This window comes from Streptomyces sp. NPDC041135 (genome assembly GCF_055592085.1).
Map to the genome: position 1 here is coordinate 167,503 of NZ_JBVIYZ010000001.1, position 21,652 is coordinate 189,154.

Annotated in this window: 17 protein-coding genes; 10 read left to right on the forward strand and 7 right to left on the reverse strand. The window is 73.9% G+C overall.

Going from position 1 to position 21,652, the window contains the following annotated elements:
• Positions 1 to 23 precede the first annotated feature (23 nt).
• The 3 genes from ACZ6CZ_RS00825 (at position 24) to ACZ6CZ_RS00835 (ending at position 2,665) form a co-directional block, all read left to right on the forward strand.
• Entirely contained in the window at positions 24 to 1,181 is a 1,158-nt protein-coding gene (locus ACZ6CZ_RS00825) for an acyl-CoA dehydrogenase family protein (protein ID WP_469012590.1), read from the forward strand.
• Positions 1,182 to 1,217: 36 nt separating this feature from the next.
• Entirely contained in the window at positions 1,218 to 2,090 is an 873-nt protein-coding gene (gene tesB / locus ACZ6CZ_RS00830) for an acyl-CoA thioesterase II (RefSeq protein WP_469012592.1), read from the forward strand.
• A 305-nt stretch (positions 2,091 to 2,395) separates the two neighbouring features.
• A complete protein-coding gene (locus ACZ6CZ_RS00835) occupies positions 2,396 to 2,665 on the forward strand; it encodes a hypothetical protein (protein ID WP_469012596.1) in 270 nt (89 codons plus the stop codon).
• A gap of 143 nt (positions 2,666 to 2,808) precedes the next feature.
• On the opposite strand, the gene ACZ6CZ_RS00840 is transcribed toward ACZ6CZ_RS00835, so the two are convergent.
• Both ACZ6CZ_RS00840 and ACZ6CZ_RS00845 read right to left on the reverse strand, forming a co-directional pair.
• The gene (locus ACZ6CZ_RS00840; RefSeq protein ID WP_469012601.1) at positions 2,809 to 3,603 is read right to left on the reverse strand and encodes a phosphatase; all 795 of its coding nucleotides are present in this window, start codon (positions 3,601 to 3,603) and stop codon (positions 2,809 to 2,811) included.
• 79 nt (positions 3,604 to 3,682) lie between these two features.
• Entirely contained in the window at positions 3,683 to 5,221 is a 1,539-nt protein-coding gene (locus ACZ6CZ_RS00845) for a PucR family transcriptional regulator ligand-binding domain-containing protein (RefSeq protein WP_469012606.1), read from the reverse strand.
• A 141-nt stretch (positions 5,222 to 5,362) separates the two neighbouring features.
• Between ACZ6CZ_RS00845 and speB the strand changes: the two genes are divergently transcribed.
• Positions 5,363 to 6,331, forward strand: a complete 969-nt coding sequence (gene speB, locus ACZ6CZ_RS00850; RefSeq protein ID WP_469012608.1) for an agmatinase — start codon at positions 5,363 to 5,365, stop codon at positions 6,329 to 6,331.
• The gene (locus tag ACZ6CZ_RS00855) at positions 6,328 to 8,016 is read left to right on the forward strand and encodes a thiamine pyrophosphate-binding protein (RefSeq protein WP_469012610.1); all 1,689 of its coding nucleotides are present in this window, start codon (positions 6,328 to 6,330) and stop codon (positions 8,014 to 8,016) included. The genes speB and ACZ6CZ_RS00855 overlap by 4 nt, the downstream gene beginning before the upstream one ends.
• A 7-nt stretch (positions 8,017 to 8,023) precedes the next feature.
• On the opposite strand, the gene ACZ6CZ_RS00860 is transcribed toward ACZ6CZ_RS00855, so the two are convergent.
• The gene (locus ACZ6CZ_RS00860; protein ID WP_469012613.1) at positions 8,024 to 8,824 is read right to left on the reverse strand and encodes an endonuclease I family protein; all 801 of its coding nucleotides are present in this window, start codon (positions 8,822 to 8,824) and stop codon (positions 8,024 to 8,026) included.
• A gap of 95 nt (positions 8,825 to 8,919) precedes the next feature.
• Between ACZ6CZ_RS00860 and ACZ6CZ_RS00865 the strand changes: the two genes are divergently transcribed.
• The 3 genes from ACZ6CZ_RS00865 (at position 8,920) to ACZ6CZ_RS00875 (ending at position 14,265) form a co-directional block, all read left to right on the forward strand.
• Complete coding sequence (locus ACZ6CZ_RS00865) at positions 8,920 to 9,726, forward strand: serine hydrolase (protein WP_469012615.1); 807 nt, start codon at positions 8,920 to 8,922, stop codon at positions 9,724 to 9,726.
• Positions 9,727 to 9,967: 241 nt separating this feature from the next.
• Positions 9,968 to 13,723 carry an ABC transporter ATP-binding protein gene (locus ACZ6CZ_RS00870; protein ID WP_469014345.1) on the forward strand — a complete coding sequence of 1,252 codons (3,756 nt, stop codon included), beginning with the start codon at positions 9,968 to 9,970 and terminating at the stop codon, positions 13,721 to 13,723.
• A 152-nt stretch (positions 13,724 to 13,875) separates the two neighbouring features.
• On the forward strand, positions 13,876 to 14,265 hold the full coding sequence (locus tag ACZ6CZ_RS00875) for a hypothetical protein (RefSeq protein WP_469012619.1): 390 nt from the start codon (positions 13,876 to 13,878) through the stop codon (positions 14,263 to 14,265).
• Positions 14,266 to 14,279: 14 nt separating this feature from the next.
• Here ACZ6CZ_RS00875 and ACZ6CZ_RS00880 read toward each other — a convergent pair whose 3' ends face one another.
• From ACZ6CZ_RS00880 to ACZ6CZ_RS00895, 4 genes are all read right to left on the reverse strand, one after another.
• Positions 14,280 to 16,154, reverse strand: coding sequence for a glycoside hydrolase family 3 protein (locus ACZ6CZ_RS00880; protein ID WP_469012621.1), 1,875 nt, complete (start codon positions 16,152 to 16,154; stop codon positions 14,280 to 14,282).
• Between the two features lie 156 nt (positions 16,155 to 16,310).
• Positions 16,311 to 17,111: a sugar phosphate isomerase/epimerase family protein gene (locus ACZ6CZ_RS00885; RefSeq protein ID WP_469012624.1), complete on the reverse strand. Its 801-nt coding sequence runs from the start codon at positions 17,109 to 17,111 to the stop codon at positions 16,311 to 16,313.
• A 74-nt stretch (positions 17,112 to 17,185) separates the two neighbouring features.
• Positions 17,186 to 17,779, reverse strand: coding sequence for a dihydrofolate reductase family protein (locus tag ACZ6CZ_RS00890; protein WP_469012628.1), 594 nt, complete (start codon positions 17,777 to 17,779; stop codon positions 17,186 to 17,188).
• A gap of 131 nt (positions 17,780 to 17,910) precedes the next feature.
• Entirely contained in the window at positions 17,911 to 18,960 is a 1,050-nt protein-coding gene (locus ACZ6CZ_RS00895) for a LacI family DNA-binding transcriptional regulator (RefSeq protein WP_469012631.1), read from the reverse strand.
• 363 nt (positions 18,961 to 19,323) lie between these two features.
• On the opposite strand from ACZ6CZ_RS00895, the gene ACZ6CZ_RS00900 reads away from it, so the two are divergent.
• Both ACZ6CZ_RS00900 and ACZ6CZ_RS00905 read left to right on the forward strand, forming a co-directional pair.
• Entirely contained in the window at positions 19,324 to 20,475 is a 1,152-nt protein-coding gene (locus ACZ6CZ_RS00900) for a Gfo/Idh/MocA family protein (RefSeq protein ID WP_469012633.1), read from the forward strand.
• Positions 20,472 to 21,623 carry a dihydrodipicolinate synthase family protein gene (locus ACZ6CZ_RS00905; protein ID WP_469012636.1) on the forward strand — a complete coding sequence of 384 codons (1,152 nt, stop codon included), beginning with the start codon at positions 20,472 to 20,474 and terminating at the stop codon, positions 21,621 to 21,623. Before ACZ6CZ_RS00900 ends, ACZ6CZ_RS00905 begins: the two co-directional genes overlap by 4 nt.
• The last annotated feature ends 29 nt before the right edge of the window (positions 21,624 to 21,652 follow it).

A 21,652-nucleotide genomic window follows, 5' to 3' on the forward strand; every position in this document is an offset into this window, starting at 1 on the left:
CCGAGGTACGTGGAGGTGGCGGCGTGCGCCGTACGGTGTTCAACGAGGATCACGAGGCGTTCCGGGAGACCCTCCGCGCCTTCATCGAGGCCGAGGTCGTACCGGTGTACGACGACTGGTTCGCCGCCGGCCAGGCCCCGCGCGACTTCTACTACAAGCTCGGTGAGCTGGGCATCTTCGGGATCAACGTGCCCGAGGAGTTCGGCGGCGCCGGCATGGACAGCCACAAGTTCGAGGCCGTCCTGTACGAGGAGACCGCGCGTGCGGGCGTCCAGTTCGGCGGCTCGGGCGTGCACGTCCTGCTCGCCCTGCCCTACATCAAGATGCTCGCCACCGACGAGCAGAAGAAGCGGTTCCTGCCGAAGTTCGTCACCGGCGAGGAGATGTGGGCCATCGCGATGACCGAGCCGGGCACCGGCTCCGACCTCGCGGGCATGAAGACCACCGCCCGGCTCTCCGAGGACGGCTCGCACTACGTCCTCAACGGCTCCAAGACCTTCATCACCGGCGGTGTCCACGCCGACAAGGTCATCGTCTGCGCCCGGACCTCCGCCCCGACCGCCGAGGACCGCCGCTTCGGCATCTCCCTCTTCGCGGTGGACACCAAGTCCGAGGGCTACTCCATCGGCCGCAAGCTGGACAAGCTCGGCCTGCGCACCTCCGACACGGCCGAGCTGGCCTTCGTCGACGTCAAGGTGCCGGTCGAGGACCTGCTGGGCGAGGAGAACAAGGGCTTCTCCTACCTGGGCCACAACCTGGCCTCCGAGCGCTGGGGCATCGCCTTCGGCGCCTACGCGCAGGCCAAGGCCGCCGTCCGGTTCGCCAAGCAGTACGTGCAGGAGCGCACCGTCTTCGGCAAGCCCGTCGCCCACTTCCAGAACACCAAGTTCGAGCTGGCCGCCTGCCAGGCCGAGGTGGACGCCGCCGAGGCCGTCGCCGACCGCGCCACCGAGGCGCTGGACGCCGGTGAGCTGACCCCGGCCGAGGCCGCCTCCGCCAAGCTGTTCTGCACCGAGGTCGCGCACCGCGTCATCGACCGCTGCCTCCAGCTGCACGGCGGCTACGGCTACATGAACGAGTACCCGATCGCCCGCCTGTACGCGGACAACCGGGTCAACCGGATCTACGGCGGCACCAGCGAGATCATGAAGACGATCATCGCCAAGGACATGGGCCTGTAAGGCCTGAACAACCACTGGCCGGTACAGATACACCTCATGAGCCAGGCACTCCAGAGCCTCCTCGATCTGCTCGACCTCGAGCAGATCGAGGAGGACATCTTCCGCGGCCGGTCCCGCTCCGCCGTCGTCCCCCGCGTCTTCGGCGGGCAGGTCGCCGCGCAGGCGCTGGTCGCCGCCGGGCGCACGGTCCCCGCCGACCGGCACGCCCACTCGCTGCACGCGTACTTCCTGCGCCCCGGCGACCCGGGCGCCCCCATCGTCTACACCGTCGACCGCATCCGCGACGGCCGCTCCTTCACCACCCGGCGGGTGGTCGCGGTCCAGCACGGCCAGCCGGTCTTCCACCTCTCCGCGTCCTTCCAGACCCCGGAGGAGGGCCTGGACCACCAGGCGGCCATGCCGTCCGCCCCGGACCCGGAGACCCTGCCCACCTCCGAGCAGCGGCTGCGCGGTTACGCCCACCTGGCACCGGCGGTCGTCGAGCGCTTCCTGGAGACCCGCGAGGCGATCGACCTGCGGTACGTCGACGAGCCGCCGTACGGACAGTTCGGCGAGCGGCGCGAGCCGCACTCCCAGGTGTGGTTCCGCACCAACGGCAAGCTGGACGACGACCCGCTGCTGCACGTCGTCCTCGCCACCTACGTCTCCGACATGACCCTGCTCGACTCGGTGCTGCTCGCGCACGGGCGCGGCGGCTGGGCCGTCGGGGACGTCGTCGGCGCCTCCCTCGACCACGCCATGTGGTTCCACCGGCCGTTCCGCGCCGACGAATGGCTGCTGTACGACCAGGAGTCGCCGGCCGCGCACGGCGGCCGCGGCCTGGGACAGGCCCGCATCTACACCCAGGACGGACGGCTCGCCGTCTCCGTCATCCAGGAGGGCGTCGTCCGCGTCCCGCGACGCGGGTGAATCCGGGTTGCCCCCCGAGATGACGTGTGACAGGTGGGGGTTTAGGCTCTTGGAGTGAAAGCCGCAGTGAACGGCATGCCTGTCCGACGAGGTACCGGACCGAAGGACCTCAGCCGCGGCACCCGAAGGCGCGCACGAGTGCGTACGAGTGGGCCGCAGGCGTCGGCAGTACCGCTGCACCGTTCCTGACCTGCGGTGACATCCGAAGACCGGGCCGCACCCGTCTCTTGTGTGCGGCGACGGCCATCCGCCTCGCGCCTCTGATCCGGGAGCACGCGAGGGACGATGGAACGGAAGGAATTCCCATGCGATCACTACGCACGAGGCGTCTTGTCGCGACGTCCGCAGCCGGGCTGCTGCTGGCCGGTGGTGCTGCCATCGGCGCGGCGGGCACCGCTTCGGCGTCCTCCGACCACCAGGGCAACAACGGGAGCTACAGCCACTCCAACGGCTACGGCGGCGACCACGGCGGCGGCTACGGCGGCAACCACGGTGGCGGCTACGGCGACCACAACGGCAACTGGTGGAACGACGACGACAACGGTTACGGCAACGGCGACGACGACTGCGACTGACTCGTCCCGTTCGTCATCACACCGGCGCGCGTGCGGCCCCTCGACCGGGCCGCACGCCGCTGTGCGCCGGGCCCGCGATCCGGCGTCCCGGCTTCGCGGCGCGTACGGCGGCCGGTGCGCACCCGCGCGGTCCTGGCGGTCCGTCAGGACGCCGCCAGCCCCGCCTCGGCCAGCAGATACGCCGTCAGGGGGTCGTAGTAGCGCGGGCTGAGGACGTGGTCGTCGAGCGGCACCGCCACCTGGAGGGTGCCCTCGGACTCGGCGAGGAACAGCGCCGGGTCGTTGCTGTCGGCGTAGCCGACGCAGTCCACGCCGTGCTGCGCGGCGTACCCGGCCCAGCCGTGGTCGGCGACGACCAGGTCGGGCAGCGGGCGGCCCGCGCGCTCCAGCGCGGTGAGGACGACCCGCATCGGCTCGCCCGAATGGGTGTGCCACAGGCTGGCCCCGTGCTCCAGGACGGCCACGTCCGCGAACTGCATGACGTACCCCTCGTCCGTCTGCAGCAGGTCCGGGACGACCACGATCTCGCAGCCGGCGGCGCGCAGCGCGACCGCCGTGGCCCGGTGCACGTCCAGCAGCCCGCCCGGGTGGCCGGTGGCGAGCAGCACCCGCTGCTGCCCCTCGGCCGCCTTGCGCAACCGCCCCGCCAGCCGGTCCAGGGCGTCCACCGTCAGCTCCGGGTCGATGGTGTCCTGCCCGTAGCGGTACTCCGGGTCGTCGTTGACGCCGACCCGCTCGGCCATCACCGCGAGCACGTCCTGCTCGTCCTGCCAGCGGTCGCCCAGCTCCAGCCCGAACCAGTAGTGGCGGTCACCGTTGGCCAGCTTGCGGTAGTGGGAGAGGTTGTTCTCGCGCGGCGTGGCGACATCGCCCGCGATACGGGTCCTCACCAGGTGGTCGACGAGTTCGGCGCGGCTGGGTGTCCCGGATATCGGCATGCCTCCCATTGTGGGGCAGCGGGCGGTGCGCGTCCCTGGCATATCGCACCGTGGGACGTGCGTCACCGGCCGCCCGCGGTCACATCTGCCGCAGGGCGAACCACAGTTCCATCCGCACGTCCGGATCGTCGAGGTCGGCGTCCAGCAGCGCCGCGCACCGGGCGATCCGCTGCCGCACGGTGTTGCGGTGCACGCCCAGCGCCACCGCCGTCCGGTCCCAACTGCCGTGCAGGGAAAGCCAGGAGCGCAGCGTCTCGGTGAGCGCGGGACCGGCCGCGAGGGGCGCCAGCAGCGTGCGGGCGTGCGACTCGGCCGCGCCGGGCGGCAGCAGCCCGGCCAGCCCCGGGCGGTCGCCGTGGCGGACCAGCGGGGCACGGGTGGCGCGGGCGCGAGCCAGGGCACGGGCCGCCTGGGTGTCGGCGGCCGGCCAGTCCTGCGGCGCGACGGCCGCGCTCACCCCGAGCGACCAGCCGGGCTGCGCGGCCGGTTCCCGGTCGGCGGGCACGAGGACCCGTACGACGCCGGGGGAGAGGTCGACCAGCGCGGACCCGAGGGCGGCGCCCAGCGCGGAGGCGGCCACCGCGTCGGCATCCCGGCGCTCGGGCCGCGCGTGCACCACGATCCACCGCCCGGCCCCCAGCAGCGGCGCCACCTCCCCGGGCGCCGCGCCCAGCAGCAGCCGCACCAGCGCGGAGGACCGCGCGGCACCGGCGCCGCCGCGGTGCTCACCGGTGAGCAGGGACAGCAGCACGGCGGCCACGGACGCGATGGTGTGGTCCCCGGGCTCGCGCCGGGGCGTGCTCACGCCGAGCACGAAACCCTGCCCGGTGCCGAGGGCGTAGGCGGCGAGGTGCGTACCGGCCAGGGTGTCGGTGGCCGAGGCGGGGACCGCCGCCGCCCCGCTCCCCGGCGCCGCGGCCGGCCGGACCACGCCCGCCAGCTCCCGCAGCGCGCCGCGCACCGCCTCCGCCGGACCCCGGCCCGCCCGCGCGATCTCCGTGCCGTCCGGGCCGTACAGCACCGCCCAGCCCTCCAGCCGCCCGGCGAGCCGGCGCAGCACCGACGGCACCGGGTCGGGGCGGGCGGCGGCGGCCGCCAGCCGCTGCTGGGCCTCCGTGACGCGGCGCAGCTCGGCCAGGCGGGCTTGGGCCATCAGCTGCCAGACGGCACGGGCCACGCCCGAGAAGGTGGTCCGCGGCGGGACCTGAAGCAGCGGCAGGCCCCGCGCCTCGCACGCCGCCACCAGGGCCGGCGGCACCCGGTCGTGCAGCGGCGCGAGGCCGAAGCCGAGGGCCGCGCCGCCCGCCGCCACGATCCGGGAGACGTAAGCGTCGAAGGAGGCCGGCGCGCCCTCCGCGGTCGCCGCCGGCGGGATGTGGACGCCCGCCGTCAGCAGCAGCTCGCCGCCCAGCAGGTAGGGATAGGGGTCGGCCATCTCGGAGGCGTGCGCCCAGCGGATCACCACCTCCGGGCCCGCCGGGCCGGCGATCTGCCGCAGGGCCAGGTCCTCCCGGGCCAGCAGCGCGGACAGCGGCACCGGTGGGGTGGGCGGCACCGCCGGCGCGGCGGGCGGCGGCGCGGCGGGCGGCGGCGCGGCGGGCGGCGGCGAGTCCGGCATGCTGTGCGATTCCTCCATCCATCACGGTCCAGCTGGATGAAACGTACACTTCGCAGGTGCGTTCCGGCCACCTACTGTCAGAACAGGACGGAAGAGACAGCAGTGCATGCGCGGCGAAGCGCAGGAAAGAAGGCATCCACCATGAGCGGCAACGACACGCCCCGCGGCCCCGTCGACTCCTCCCGCGTCCCGCGCTACGCCGGACCCGCGACCTTCGCGCGGCTGCCCCGCCTCGACGAGGTCGGCACCGCCGACGTCGCGGTCGTCGGCGTGCCCTTCGACTCCGGGGTCTCCTACCGGCCGGGCGCCCGCTTCGGCGGCAACGCCATCCGCGAGGCGTCCCGGCTGCTGCGCCCCTACAACCCGGCGCAGGACGCCTCCCCCTTCGCCCTCGCCCAGGTCGCGGACGGCGGTGACATCGCCGTGAACCCGTTCAACATCAACGAGGCCGTCGACACGATCGAGGCCGCGGCGGACGACCTGCTGGGCACCGGCGCCCGGCTGATGACCCTCGGCGGCGACCACACCATCGCCCTGCCGCTGCTGCGCTCGGTCGCCAGGAAGCACGGCCCGGTCGCCCTGCTCCACTTCGACGCCCACCTCGACACCTGGGACACCTACTTCGGCGCCGAGTACACCCACGGCACCCCGTTCCGCCGGGCCGTCGAGGAGGGGATCCTCGACACCGAGGCGCTCTCCCACGTCGGCCCCCGCGGCCCGCTCTACGGCAAGCAGGACCTCACCGACGACGAGAAGATGGGCTTCGGCATCGTCACCTCGGCGGACGTCTACCGCCGGGGCGCCGACGAGGTCGCCGACCAGCTGCGCCAGCGCATCGGCGACCGCCCGCTGTACATCTCGATCGACATCGACTGCCTCGACCCGGCCCACGCGCCCGGCACCGGCACCCCCGAGGCCGGCGGCATGACCTCCCGCGAGCTGCTGGAGATCCTGCGCGGCCTGGCATCCTGCAACCTGGTGTCGGCGGACGTCGTCGAGGTGGCACCGGCCTACGACCACGCCGAGATCACCTCGGTGGCCGCCTCCCACACCGCCTACGAACTGACCACGATCATGTCCCGCCAGATCGCGGAGGCCCGCGCGAAGTGACCCACGACCACGACCTGGAACTCCGCCCGACGCCCGCCCAGACCGAGGCCGCGCTCAACCCCCCGGCGGGCCGCACCGGCGGAGACCTGGTCGTGGAGACGCTGGCCGGACTCGGCGCCACCACCGTCTTCGGGCTGCCCGGCCAGCACGCGCTGGGGCTGTTCGACGCCCTGCGCCGCTCACCGCTGCGCTACGTCGGCCTGCGGACGGAGGGCGGCGCCGGGTTCGCGGCGGACGCCTACGGCCGGATCACCGGCGAGGCCGCGCCGCTGCTGCTGTCCACCGGCCCGGGCGCGCTGACGTCGCTGCCGGCGCTCCAGGAGGCGGCGGCCGCCTCCGCGCCCGTGCTGGCGATCTGCAGCCAGGTCCCGACGGCCGGCCTAGGCGGCGGCCGCCGCGGCTACCTGCACGAACTGACCGACCAGGCGGCCTCGTTCCGCGCCGTGGTCAAGTCGGTCCACACCGTGCGCAGCCAGTCGCAGATCCCGTCCGCGATCGCGGCGGCCTGGAAGTCGGCGCTGAGCGTCCCGCACGGGCCGGTGTGGGTGGAGATCCCCCAGGACGTACTGCTCGCCGGGGCCCGGCTGCCGGTGGTGACGGCGCCGGACGCGCTCCCGGACGAGCTGCCGCCGCGCCCCGAACTGACCGCGGTCGCCGCCGACCTGCTGTCCCGGGCGGCCCGCCCGGCGATCGTCGCGGGCGGCGGAGTGGTACGGGCGGACGCGGCCGGCAAGCTGCGGCAGCTCGCGGAGCGGCTCGACGCCCCCGTGGTGACGACCTTCGGCGGCAAGGGCGCGTTCCCCTGGAACCATCCGCTCTCGCTGCGCTCCTGGCTGGAGGACCGGCACACCACCGACTTCCTGGAGGACGCGGACGTCCTGCTCGTGGTCGGCTCCGGGCTCGGCGAACTCTCCTCGAACTACCACACGTTCCGGCCCCGCGGCCAGATCGTCCAGATCGAGGCGGACCTCGGCAAACTGGAGTCCAACCACCCGGCCCTCGGCATCCACGCGGACGCCCGGCTCGCCCTCCAGGCGCTGCTGGAGACGGTCCGCGAGCGCACCGACCCCTCGGCCCCGGAGCGGGTCCGCGCCCTGCTCGCCCAGGTCGCGGGCCGTATCGCCGCCCAGGACCTCACCCTGGAGCAGGAGGTCCTGGCGTCCGTGCGCCGGGCCCTGCCCGCCGGTTCCCCGTCGTTCTGGGACATGACCGTCCTGGCGTACTGGGCCTGGTCCGCCTTCGACCCGCAGGCCCCCAACACCATGCACTCCGCGCAGGGCGCGGGCGGCCTCGGTTACGGCTTCCCGGCGGCGCTCGGCGCGGCGGTGGCCGACCCCACCCGCCCGGTCCTCGCGGTGTCCGGCGACGGCGGGGCGATGTACTCGATCGCGGAGCTGGCGACGGCCCGTCAGCACGACCTCGACGTCACCTGGCTGATCGTCGACGACGGCGGCTACGGCATCCTGCGGGAGTACATGCACGACGCCTTCGGCCGGGCCACGGGGACGGACCTGGCGGGGCCGGACTTCGTGGCCCTGGCCGAGTCCTTCGGTGTCCCGGGGGTGCGTACCACCCCCGGGACACTGGCGGCCGACCTGGCGCGGGCGCTGGCGCGGCCGGGCCCCTCGGTGGTCGTGCTCCCGGCCGTGCTGCGGATGTTCGCGCCGACGCACCTGGCCGGCTGACCGCCCGCTACCAGATCGCCTCGACCCACTCCGGGTGGTCGATGAACGGGTTGCGGTTGTGCTGGTAGGTGTCGTAGATGACCTGGTTGCGCTTCTCCTCGAAGGCGCTCGGCGGGTCCTGCTCGTTCCACTGCTTGAGGACCGCGAGCTTGCCCATGTACGGGTTGCTGCCGTTGTCGACCTTCTCGTTGGGCTCCAGGTCGGCGAAGCCGTCGCCGCCCTCGTAGCGCACGGCCATGTACAGGATCATGCGGGCCACGTCGCCCTTGTCGGCGTCGCGCGGCTCGAAGGAGTCGGAGTCGACGCGGCTGCCGCCCCCGCCCGTGACCGCGCTGCCCCCGTTGTCGAAGTCCAGGTTGCCGCGGATGCTGTTGACCTGGACGTCGGCGGGGCGCAGGTGGTGCAGATCGGTGCCGGGGCCGGTCACCTCGCCGAAGTCGCCGTGGGACTTGGCCCAGGTGTGCTCGCGGTTCCAGTCGCCGAGGTCGCCCCCGTTGAGGGACTTGCTGCGCGAGACACCGCTGTACAGCAGGATCACGTTGTTGCTGTTGTTCGGGTCCTGGTCGGTGACCTTCAGGGCGTTCCAGACCGCGGAGTAGGAGATCTTGGTCTGGCTGCTGATGATCGTGTGGAGGGCCGACTTCAGGCTGGTGCCGGACTTTCCGACGGCGTTCTTGTAGTAGGTCGAGTCGTAGGCGGTCGTCGTCGCGGAGGCCGGGGTCGCGGTCAGCGCGGGGGCGGTGAGGCCGACCAGGACGGCGGCCGTGGCCCAGGCCACCGACTTCCGGCGGGTGCGTGTCGCCAGCATGTGTGGGGTCCCATCTACGCGGGTTGACTGGAGGCGGCAGACGGGAGCGTGGCATGGACATGAGGCCCTGTAAATGAATCCGACGTGTCGATCCGGTGACCGGGAGCGACAATCTGCCCCGTCTCCACCCGAGTCGGCCCACCGCGGCGGCCACGCCCACGGTCGGCTGCACCTCCGCACATGCGGCGCTGGCCACCAAGCTGAAGAAGGACATCACCGCCGCGCTCGCCGGCCGCTCGGGCACGGTCGCCGTTGGCCTCTACGACCGCACCACCAGCACCACCTGCACCCTGCGCGCCACCAGCTCCTACGACTCCGCCAGCGTGGTCAAGGTCACCGTCCTCGCCACGCTGCTGTGGGACGCGAAGAAGCACGACCGCTACCTCACCGACACCGAGGCCGCGCTCGCCAAGGCGATGATCACCAAGTCGGACAACGACGCGACCAGCAAGCTGTGGAAGCAACTGGGCCTGACGAAGGTCAAGGCGTTCCTGGCCGCCGCCGGGATGACGAAGACCGTGCCGGGCACCGGCGGCTACTGGGGCCTCACCCAGATCAACGTCACCGACGAGCAGAAGCTGCTCAAGCTCGTCGCCGCCAGGAACACCGTGCTGAGCGACAACGCGCGCGCCTACATCCTGAAGCTGATGGGCCAGGTCGTCTCCTCGCAGCGCTGGGGCACCCCCTACGGCGCCCCCGCCGGGGTCTCGGTGCACGTCAAGAACGGCTGGCTGCAGCGCTCCACGCACGGCTGGCGGGTGCACAGCGTCGGCACCTTCACCGGTGGCGGCCACGACTACACGATCACCGTGCTCAGCCACGGCAACAGCACGATGAACTACGGCATCGCCACCATCCAGGGCGTCGCCAAGGTCATCCACCGGGACCTCGCCGCCTCCTGACGCACCCGGCGTGCGCGGCGCCGGCCGCCGCCTCCGGCGCGGGGCCTGTCCGGCCGCGGGGCCACCGAAGCCTCGGGGGAATTGTTGCGGAGGGATGAAATCCGCTTCCTCGGGCGTTGGTGCCTTGCGGCAGATCAGGTCGAACGGGAGGCACGGCGTGGCGCGGCAGCAAGGGGAGAAACCAGGCCGGACCGGGCGGGAACGGCAGGAACCGCACCAGCGGCCGGGCTGGGCACGGCGCCTGGCGGGCTACGCCTGGCGCTCCCCCCGGGACGTCGTCCTCGCCCTCGGCTCCTCCCTCGCCGGCATGGGCCTGACGGCCCTCGTACCGCTGATCACCAAGGTGATCATCGACGACGTGATCGGCGCCCACACCCGCGCCATGGCCCCCTGGGCCTGCGCGCTGCTGGGCGCCGCCGTCCTGGTCTACGCCCTCGCCTACGTCCGCCGCTTCTACGGCGGCCGGCTCGCCCTCGACGTCCAGCACGACCTGCGGACCGACATGTTCGGCTCGATCACCCGGCTGGACGGCCGCCGCCAGGACGAGCTGTCCACCGGCCAGGTGGTCGGCCGCGCCACCAGCGACCTCCAGCTGATCCAGGGCCTGCTGTTCATGCTCCCGATGACCATCGGGAACATCCTGCTGTTCCTGATCTCCCTGGTCGTCATGGCCTGGCTGTCGCTGCCGCTGACCCTGATCGCCCTCGCCGTCGCCCCGGCCCTCGGCTTCATCGCCCGGCGCAGCCGCACCCGGCTGCACCCCGCCACCTGGTACGCCCAGGCCCAGGCCGCCGCCGTCGCCGGCGTGGTCGACGGCGCGGTCAGCGGCGTACGCGTGGTCAAGGGCTTCGGACAGGAGGAGCAGGAGACCGGCAAGCTGCGGGAGGTCGGCCGCCGCCTGTTCGCCGGACGCCTGCGCACGATCCGGCTGAACAGCACGTACACCCCGGCGCTCCAGGCCGTCCCCGCCCTCGGGCAGGTCGCCATGCTGGCCGTCGGCGGCTGGCTCGCGGTCGGCGGGCACATCACCCTGGGCACCTTCGTCGCCTTCTCCGCCTACCTCGCCCAGCTCGTCGGGCCGGTCCGGATGCTCGCCGTGGTCCTCACCGTCGGCCAGCAGGCCCGGGCCGGCACCGAGCGCGTCCTGGAGCTGATCGACACCGAGCCGACGCTGCGCGACGGCACCAAGGAACTGCCCGCCGGCGCACCGGCGAGCGTCGAGTTCGACGACGTGTCCTTCGGCTACGACAGCGACCCGGACAAGGCCGGCGCGGTCCTGAAGGGGCTCAGCTTCGAGATCCGCGCGGGCGAGACCCTGGCCGTCGTCGGCTCCTCGGGCTCCGGCAAGTCCACCCTCTCCCTGCTGCTGCCGCGCTTCTACGACGTCACCCACGGCGCCGTCCTGATCGGCGGCCACGACGTGCGCGAGCTGACCCTGGACTCCCTGCGGGCGGCGATCGGCCTGGTCCCCGAGGACTCCTTCCTCTTCTCCGACACCGTCCGCGCCAACATCGCCTACGGCCGCCCCGACGCCTCCCAGGAGGAGATCGAGGCCGCCGCCCGCGCCGCCCAGGCGCACCGGTTCATCAGCGAGCTGCCGCGCGGCTACGACACCGAGGTCGGCGAGCACGGCCTGACCCTCTCCGGCGGCCAGCGCCAGCGCGTCGCGCTCGCCCGCGCCCTGCTCACCGACCCGCGCCTGCTCGTCCTGGACGACGCCACCTCCGCCGTGGACGCCCGGGTCGAGCACGAGATCCATGAGGCGCTCAAGCACGTCATGGCGGACCGCACCACGCTCCTCATCGCCCACCGCCGCTCCACCCTCAACCTCGCCGACCGCATCGCCGTCCTCGACGGCGGCCGGCTCGCCGACCTCGGCACCCACGACGAACTACAGCGCCGCTGCGCCCTGTACCGCCGCCTGCTCACCGACCCCGACGAACTGGGCGGCGTCTCCCCGGGCCACGTCCCACCGGCCGCACCCGCCGAGGACACCACGCTCCGCGACGAGCTGGACGCCGAGTTCGACGCCGAGCGCGGCGTCACCCCCAGGCTGTGGACGGGCGACCGCGAGCCCCGCGACGCCGCCCTCGCCGGCACCCCGGCCACCCCCGAGCTGCTCGCCCAGGTCGAGGCGCTGCCCCCGGCGACCGACACCCCCGGCATCGACGAGGCCCGCGCGGTCCGGGCCGAGGACTCCTACGGCCTGCGCCGCCTGCTGCACGGCTTCGGCGCGCCCCTGCTGGTCAGCCTGGCGCTGGTCGCCGTCGACGCGGGGCTGGGCCTGCTGCTGCCGATCCTGATCCGGCACGGCATCGACCAGGGCGTCACCCGGGCGGCCCTGGGAGCGGTCTGGTCGGCCTCGCTGCTGGCGCTGCTCGCCGTGCTGGCGCAGTGGGCCGCGCAGATCGGCGAGACCCGGATGACCGGCCGCACCGGCGAGCGCGTCCTGTACGCGCTGCGCCTGAAGATCTTCGCGCAGCTCCAGCGGCTCGGCCTCGACTACTACGAGCGCGAGCTGACCGGCCGGATCATGACGCGGATGACGACGGACGTCGACGCCCTCTCCACGTTCCTCCAGACCGGCCTGGTCACCGCGTTCGTCTCCGTCGTCACCTTCTTCGGCATCATGGCCGCGCTGCTCGTCCTGGACGTGCGGCTGGCGCTGGTCGTCTTCGCCACCCTGCCGCCGCTGATCGTCGCCACCTACTTCTTCCGCCGGGCGAGCGTGAAGGCGTACCAGCTGGCCCGTGAGCGGGTGTCGGCGGTCAACGCCGACCTCCAGGAGTCGGTGGCCGGGCTGCGGATCGTGCAGGCCTTCCGGCGCGAGCGGGACGGCAGCCGGCGGTTCGCCGAGCGCAGCGACGCCTACCGGCGCGCCCGCGTCCGCGGCCAGCGGCTGATCTCCGTCTACTTCCCCTTCGTCCAGCTGCTGTCGTCCGTGGCCGCGGCGGCCGTGCTGATCGCGGGCGCCCACCGCATCGAGGCGGCCACCCTCACCGCGGGCGCGCTGGTGGCGTACCTGCTCTACATCGACCTGTTCTTCGCCCCCGTCCAGCAGCTCTCCCAGGTCTTCGACGGCTACCAGCAGGCCACGGTGTCGCTGGGCCGCATCCAGGAGCTGCTGCGGGAGCCGGCGTCCACCGAGTCCGCCGGGCAGCCGGCCGAGGTGCGCTCGCTGCGCGGCGAGATCGCCTTCGAGGGCGTGTCCTTCGCCTACGGGGGCGAGGAGGAAGCCCTGAGCGGGATCGACCTGCGCATCCCGGCCGGGCAGACCGTCGCCTTCGTCGGCGAGACCGGCGCGGGCAAGTCCACGCTGGTCAAGCTGGTGGCGCGGTTCTACGACCCGACGGCCGGCCGGGTCACGGTCGACGGCACCGACCTGCGCGCGCTCGACCTGACCTCCTACCGCCACCGGCTCGGCGTCGTCCCGCAGGAGGCCTACCTCTTCCCGGGCACCGTCCGCGACGCCATCGCCTACGGCCGCCCCGGCGCCGGCGACGCCGAGGTGGAGGCGGCGGCCCGGGCGGTCGGCGCCCACGAGATGATCGCCACGCTGGAGGGCGGCTACCTGCACGAGGTCGCCGAGCGCGGCCGCAACCTGTCCGCCGGCCAGCGCCAACTGATCGCGCTGGCCCGCGCGGAGCTGGTCGCCCCGGACATCCTGCTCCTGGACGAGGCGACGGCGGCCCTGGACCTGGCCACGGAGGCCCAGGTCAACCAGGCGACCGACCGGCTGGCGGGCCGCGACGGCGCGGCGGACGGGAGTGCCCCGGCGCCCGCCCGCGCGCGCACCACGCTGATCGTCGCCCACCGGCTGACCACCGCGGCCCGCGCCGACCGGGTGGTGGTGATGGACCGCGGCCGGGTCGCCGAGGACGGCACCCACGACGAGCTGCTGGCGCGGGGCGGCCGGTACGCCGAGCTGTGGCACACCTTCGTCGGCGGGCCGGGGCCGGAGGAACCGGTACCGCCGACGGCCGGGGTGGCCCGGTAGCCGGCCGGCCGCCGGGCCCGCCCCGGTGGCGCGTGTCCCTGACGGCCGTGCAACCATCCGGCATACGTCGTGCGTCCGTACATCAGTACGTGCGCACGAGGTGCGCGGCGGGCACGCGCGTGAGGTACGGGCCGGGTACGGGGAGGACGACAGTGGACCGTGGTGCGATACGCCGGCGTCTGGCGCTCGGCGCGGCCGTGCTGGCCGCGTCCGGGGCGCTCGTCCTGGCCGCCCCCGCCGGCGCGCAGGCGGCGACCGGCGCCTGCGCCGGGCGGGAGATCAGGACCCTGCCCTTCGCCACCGGCACCGTGCACCTCTACCGGCGCGGCGGCTACGTCTGCGCGACGACCGTCGCCCGCGCGGCCGGTGCCAAGCGGTCGATGTCGGTCAGCCTCCAGGCCCGCGGCAACCGGCCGGTCGTCGACAAGGGCATGTTCCGGCGCCTCGCGGGCCCGGTGACCGTGCACGCCGGCCACCGCTGCGTGTGGGTGCGCGGCTCAGTCGGCCACGGCTCGGTCAGTTCCGGCTGGATCCTGTGCTGACACTCCGCTGACCACTACCGGGCGGGGCGGGCGTCACCCCTCGGGTAGGTCAGCCCGTGCCCGACCGGGTACAGCACCCGCGCGGGATCGTCCGCCCGCTGCACCGGCACCGGCAGCCTGCCGCGCGGCGCCACCTGCCCGGCGATCACCCGTGCGGCGGCCCGCAGTTCGACGTCCGTCCAGCAGTACGTCGCCAGGTACGCCTGGACGGCGGGCAGCTGGGCCACGTCGTAGGGGTTGCGGACGGCGACGGCCACCACCGGCCGGCCGGTGCCGATGAGCTGGTTCACCAGCGTCCGCTGCGCGCTGCCCGCCGTCACGTTGTACGTGGCCACCACCACCGCGTCCGCCTCCCGGGCCGCCGCCACCGCCGAGGCGACGGTCGCGGCGGAGGGCGCGGTGCCGGTGGGCAGCGCGGTGGCGGTGAAGCCCAGCTCGGACAGGGCGGCGGCGAGCACGCCGGTGGGCGGCCCGGTGGTCCCCGAGGGGGAGGCCGGATCGGCGCCGACGACCAGCACCTTCGCCACCGTACGGTGGTCCAGCGGGAGGACGCCGCCCTCGTTGACCAGCAGGGTCGTCGTCCGTTCGGCGATCCGGTCGGCGGCGGCCAGATGCGTGGCGGTGCCCACCGCGCGCCGCACGCCGGCCCGGGTGGCGTAGGGGCGGTCGAACAGCCCGAGCCGTGACTTCAGCCGCAGGACGCGCAGCACCGACGCGTCGAGCCGCTCCTCGGTCAGCTCGCCGCCGCGCACGGCCGACAGCACCGCGTTCCAGGCGACGTGCAGGTCCGGCGGGTTGAGCAGCTGGTCGACGCCGGCCGCGAGCGCCAGCACCGGCACCCGGTCGTCGCCGTACTTGGTGCGCACGCCCTCCATGCCGAGGGAGTCGGTCACCACCACCCCGTCGTAGCCCAGCTCGCCGCGCAGGATGCCGGTGACGATCGGGTGGGAGAGGGTGGCCGGGTCGCCGGAGCCGTCGAGGGCCGGGAACTGGATGTGCGCGGTCATCACGGAGTCGATGCCCGCCGCGACGGCCGCCCGGAACGGCACGGCGTCCAGCCGCTCCCACACCTCGCGGCTGTGGGTGATGACGGGGAAGCCGAAGTGGCTGTCCACGGCCGTGTCGCCGTGCCCGGGGAAGTGCTTGGCGGTCGCCGCGACCCGGGACGCCTGGTACCCCTCGACCTCCGCCGCCACCAGCCGGGCCACCGCGTCCGGGTCGGCGCCGAAGGACCGTACGCCGATGACCGGGTTGGCCGGGTTGACGTTCACGTCCGCATCGGGGGAGTAGTCCTGGTTGATGCCCATCGCGCGCAGCTCGGCGCCGGAGATCCGGCCGAGGGCGCGGGCGTCGGCGCGGGAGCCCCCGGCACCGATCGCCATGGCGCCCGGGAACAGCGTCGCGGGCCGGCCGACCCGGCACACCGCGCCGTGCTCCTGGTCGGTGGCGACCAGCACGGGCAGACCGCGGGGCAGGCCGAGGGAGGCCCGCTGGATGCCGTTGGACAGCTCCGCGATCTGCTCGGGGTCACGGGTGTTGTGGGCCCAGGTGAAGTAGATGATCCCGCCGACCCGGTATTTCTCGATCAGCTCGGCGGCCGTGCGGACGCCGATCTCCGCGAGGTTGGCGTCGACGTCGGCCTGGTCGGGGGCGGTGGCCGAGTGGCCGTACACCCGCATCACGAACAGCTGGCCGACCTTCTCCTCCAGCGTCATCCGGGAGATCAGCGCCCGCAGCCGGCTGTCGCCGCGCCCGGCGGCCGAGGCGTGCGCGGCGCCGGACGCGGCGAGGGCGGCGGTCAGTCCCGCGGTCGCGGCGAGGACGGTGCGTCTGGACGGCCGTGCGGTGTTTCCCGTGCTTCCCGTGCTTCCCGTGCTGATGTCGTGCACGTGCGCTCCTTCCGGACCGGCCCGCTGGAGAAGTGCTGAAGGAAACTTCCAGGGAATCACGAATATCCGGGAAGTTTCTTTCCGTCAAGGGAATGCACAGTAACCAGCGAGCGGCCGCCGGCGGCGCACTCGGCCCCGGGCGCGCCGCGCCGCGCGTCAGGCGGAGTCGCTGAGCAGCCGGACGAGGTGGTCGCGGCCCGCGTCCAGCAGGCCGGGAAGCGGCGGGGCCGTCTCGTACCAGTGCTTCTCGTACTCCCAGCACAGCCAGCCGTCCCAGCCGTGCCGGGAGAGCACCTCCACGCACTCGGTGAGCGGCAGGACGCCCGTGCCGAGCGGCAGCGGGGTGCGGTCGTCGGCGGAGGCGATGTCCTTGACCTGGACGTAGCCGAGGTGCGGGGCGAGGGCCGCGTAGGTCTCCGAGGGCTGCTCACCGCCCAGCCAGGTGTGCATCACGTCCCACAGCGCGCCGGCCTGCCGGTGCCCGACGGGTCCGAGGACGCGGATCACGTCGGCGCCGGTGGGGTGCGAGTCGTGGGTCTCCAGCAGGATGCGGACACCGAGGGCGGCGGCGTCCTCGGCGGCGGTGCCCAGGCGCCGGGCGGCGAGCGCGTCGGACTCCTCGCCGGGCCGGTCGGGGTCGGCGCCGGGCAGGACGCGGACGAAGGGGGCGCCCAGGTCGCGGGCCAGGTGCAGCAGGGCACGGATCTCGTCGAGCACCGGCGCGTCGTCGCCCGGCGCGGCGACCCGCGCGTAGCCGGCGACGCCCAGTACGCCGACGCCGGCCGCCTTGAACGCGGCGGCCACGTCGGCCCGTTCGGCCGGGCCGAGACCTGTGTGCACCGGCTCCTCGGGATGGGCGCGCAGTTCGACGCCCTGGAAGCCGTGGGCGGTGGCGAGCGCCAGTACCTCGGGTACGGGCAGGCCGGGGACACCGAGAGTGGAAAAGGCGAACTTCATGACCAGCGACCCTACTCGCACGTACCCGGTCCGTGCGGAACCAGGCATCCCCGCCCCGCTCCGGTCCCGCCGGGCTACTCGGCCGCCGGGCGGAAGACGTTGACCTGGACGCCGGTCTTCCCGGTGGTGCTGGAGACCAGTTCCAGGGTCCGCTTCACCCCGTCCTCGGGGAAGACCGACTTGCCGCCGCCGAGCAGCACCGGCATGACGACGAGCGTCAGTTCGTCCACGAGCCCCTCGTGCAGCAGCGCCCGCACGAGCGTGGGGCTCCCCAGGACCGCCAGGTCGCCGCCCTCGGCCGCGCGCAGCTCCCGGATGCGCCCGACGGCCCCGGCGCCGGGGATGCGCACGGTGTTCTCCCAGGTCAGCTGGTCCTCGCCCAGGGTGTCGGTGACGACGTACTTGCGCATCGCGTTCAGCCGGTCGGCGAAGGGGTCCCCGGCCCGCTCGGGCCAGGCGGCGGCCATGGTCTGCCAGGTGCGGCGCCCGTAGAGCAGCGCGCCGGCCCGCTCCAGCCCCGCGGCGAACGCGCCCCCGACCACCTCGGGGTCGAAGAAGGGGTGCGACCAGCCCCCGTGCGCGAACCCTCCGTCGGTGTCCTCCTCGGCCCCGCCCGGCGCCTGGACGACCCCGTCGAGGCTGATGAACTCGGTGACGACGATCCGCATGACCACCACTCCTGTGCGTCGTGCCCGGCCTGGGCATCTCGGTTCTGCGCCACCTCGGACCGCCGCGCACCGCGGAACTCATCGCTCCCGCGGCTGTGGACCACGCGCCCGCGCCTGCCGGTGGGCCCCGCTCAGTCCTCCCGGGGCACTCCCGTGGACCCCCGCACCATCAACTCGCCCCGCACCGTGGCGATCCCTCCGGGCGGCGGCTCCTCGCGGCCCATCGCGACGCGGCCCGCCCGGGCCCCCGCCTCCGCCAGCGGCAGCCGTACGGTCGTCAGGGAGGGCACGGCGTCGATGCTGAAGGGCAGGTCGTCGAAGCCGGCCACCGACACGTCCTCGGGCACGCGCAGACCGGACTCGCGCAGGGCGGCGCAGGCGCCCAGGGCGACGGAGTCGTTCGCGGCGACGACCGCGGTGAGCGACGGGTCCCTGCGCAGCAGTTCGAGGGTGGCCTCGTACCCGGACCGGCGGTCGAAGCGGCCGTACACCGTCCACCTCGCGTCCTCCGCGACGCCGGCCGCCTCCAGCGCCGCCCGGTGCCCCTCCAGCCGGTGCCGGGTCGTCGTCCGTTCCCGGGGGCCGGCGATGTAGCCCAGGCGCCGGTGCCCGAGCCCGATGAGGTGCTCGGTGAGCCGGCGGGCGCCGCCGTGGTTGTCGAAGGCGAGGGCGACCGCCTCGGTGTCCGGCGCCGGCGGGCGTCCGCACAGCACCACCCGCGTGCCCGCCTCCGCCAGTTTGCGCAGCTTCGCCGCCACCGCCGCCGCGTGCGGGGCGTCCTCCACGGCGCCGCCGGTCAGCACCACCGCCGCGGCGCGCTGCCGTTGCAGCAGGGTCAGGTAGGTCAGCTCGCGTTCCGGTGACCCGCCCGTGTTGCAGACGACGGCCAGCCGCTCCCCGCCCGCCCGGCCGCCCGGTCCGCCGATCTCGCCCTGGATCGCGCTCGCCATGATCCCGAAGAAGGGGTCCGCGATGTCGTTGACCAGGATGCCGACCAGATCGGACGTCGCCGCGGCCAGGGCGCTCGCGGGGCCGTTGAGGACGTAGTCCAGTTCGTCCACCGCCCGCAGCACCCGCTCCCGGGTGGTCGCGGCCACCGGGTAGTTGCCGTTCAGTACGCGCGACACCGTCGCGGGGGAGACCTGGGCGCGGGCCGCCACGTCCGCCAGGGTCACCGTCATCTCGTCGTCCTCCGGTCGCGCTTCTCGTCGTACGCGGTGCTCGCGGGCCGGACCGCCGCGGACACCCGTCCCCCGCACCGCCCGTCCCCCGCACCGGCCGGCCCGCGAACGTCGCGTCCGGGCACCGGTGCCCGGACCGCTCACAGCCACGGTGCCGCGCGGTGTGAGCAGACCTTAAGGCCAACCGCCCCGTTTGTTCGCCCCTTCGAACGGCTCCACCCGCGCCCCGCCCCGCCCGGGGCCTTGTCCCGACCGCTGGTCAGAGGCTAGCTTCTCTGGATAGAAAGCGCTTGCTGTGCGGTGCGGCCGTAGCGCCTCTGACGCTTTTCTGTGACTCCCCTGTGGTCTGACGAAGGGACCGACGTGACACGCAAGACGGTGCGTATCGCCATGAACGGCGTGACCGGGCGCATGGGTTACCGCCAGCACCTGGTCCGCTCCCTGCTGGCCATCCGCGACCAGGGCGGCCTCGACCTCGGCGACGGCACCGTGCTGTGGCCGGAGCCGGTGCTGCTCGGGCGGCGCGAGCACGCGCTGCGGGAGATCGCCGCGCGGCACGGCCTGGAGCACGTCTCCACCGACCTCGACGCGGTCCTCGCCGACCCGGAGACCGACATCTACTTCGACGCCCAGGTCACCTCCGCGCGCGAGGAGTCGATCAGGAAGGCGATCGCCGCCGGCAAGCACGTCTACACCGAGAAGCCCACCGCGACCGGCCTCGACGGCGCCCTGGAACTGGCCCGCCTCGCCCAGGCCAAGGGCATCCGGCACGGCGTCGTCCAGGACAAGATCTTCCTGCCGGGCCTGCTGAAGCTGAAGCGGCTCGTCGACGGCGGCTTCTTCGGCCGCGTCCTGTCCGTGCGCGGCGAGTTCGGCTACTGGGTCTTCGAGGGCGACTGGCAGCCCGCCCAGCGCCCCTCCTGGAACTACCGCGCCGAGGACGGCGGCGGCATCGTCGTCGACATGTTCCCGCACTGGGAGTACGTCCTGCACGAGCTGTTCGGCCGCGTCACCTCCGTGCAGGCCCTGGCCACCACGCACGTCCCGCAGCGCTGGGACGAGGACGGCAAGCCCTACGACGCCACCGCCGACGACGCCGCGTACGGCATCTTCGAGCTGGCGGGCGGCGCCGTCGCGCAGATCAACTCCTCTTGGGCGGTCCGCGTCAACCGCGACGAACTGGTCGAGTTCCAGGTGGACGGCACGGAGGGCTCGGCCGTCGCCGGCCTGCGCGACTGCCGGGTCCAGCACCGCTCGGCCACCCCCAAGCCGGTCTGGAACCCGGACGTCCCCGCCACCGAGGTCTTCCGCGACCAGTGGCAGGCCGTCCCGGACAACCAGGACTTCGACAACGGCTTCAAGGCCCAGTGGGAACTGTTCCTGCGGCACGTCTACGCCGACGCCCCCTACCACTGGGACCTGCTGGCCGGCGCCCGCGGCGTGCAACTCGCCGAGCTGGGCCTGAGGTCCTCGGCCGAGGGCCGCCGCCTCGACGTCCCGGAGATCTCGCTGTGACCCTCCGACTCCCCGGCCCGGACGGCCTGCTGCACCGCTACGAACCGCGCGCCGAGCCCCTCGCCGCCGCCCCGGGCACGGCGCTCACCTCCCGAACGGTCTTCTCGGCGGCGCACGTCGTCGCCGACCCGTTCGCCGACGTCTGCCCGGACTCGCCCGCCGCCGTCGACTGGGACGCCACCCTCGCCTTCCGCCGCCACCTGTGGTCGCACGGCCTGGGCGTCGCCGAGGCCATGGACACCGCCCAGCGCGGGATGGGCCTGGACTGGGCGGGCGCGGCCGAGCTGATCCGCCGCTCGGCCGCGGAGGCACGGAGCGCGGGCGGCCGTGTCGCCTGCGGGGCCGGCACCGACCAGATCGCCGGCGGGACGCTCGCCGAGGTCCGCGCCGCCTACGAGGAACAGCTCGCCGTGGTCGAGGAGGCGGGCGCCCAGGCCGTCCTGATGGCCTCGCGCGCGCTGGCCGCCGCGGCCGGCTCCGCCGAGGACTACCTGGAGGTCTACGGCCACCTGCTGCGCCAGTCCGCCGAGCCGGTGATCCTGCACTGGCTGGGCCCGATGTTCGACCCCGCGCTCACCGGCTACTGGGGCTCGACCGACCTGGACGCGGCGACGGAGGTGTTCCTGGAGGTGGTCGCCGCCCACCCGGACAAGGTCGACGGCGTGAAGATCTCCCTGCTGGACGCCGGCCGCGAGGTCGAGCTGCGCCGCCGCCTGCCCGACGGGGTCCGCTGCTACACCGGCGACGACTTCCACTACCCCGAGCTGATCGCGGGCGACGAGCGGGGCTTCAGCCACGCCCTGCTGGGCGTCTTCGACCCGCTCGGCCCGCTGGCCGCCGAGGCGGTCCGCGTGCTGGACACCGGTGACACGGCGGGCTTCCGCGCCCTGCTCGACCCGACCGTGGAACTGTCCCGGCACCTGTTCGAGGCCCCGACCCGGTTCTACAAGACCGGCGTGGTGTTCCTGGCCTGGCTGGCCGGCCACCAGAGCCACTTCGCCATGGTCGGCGGCCTCCAGTCCGCCCGCTCCCTGCCGCACCTGGCCCGCGCCTACGAACTGGCAGACCGGCTGGGCCTGTTCCCGGACCCGGAACTCGCGGAGGAGCGGATGCGGAACCTGCTGGCGGTGTACGGGGTGGAGCAGTGAGCGCCGGCCTCGACCGCTTCTCCGTCAAC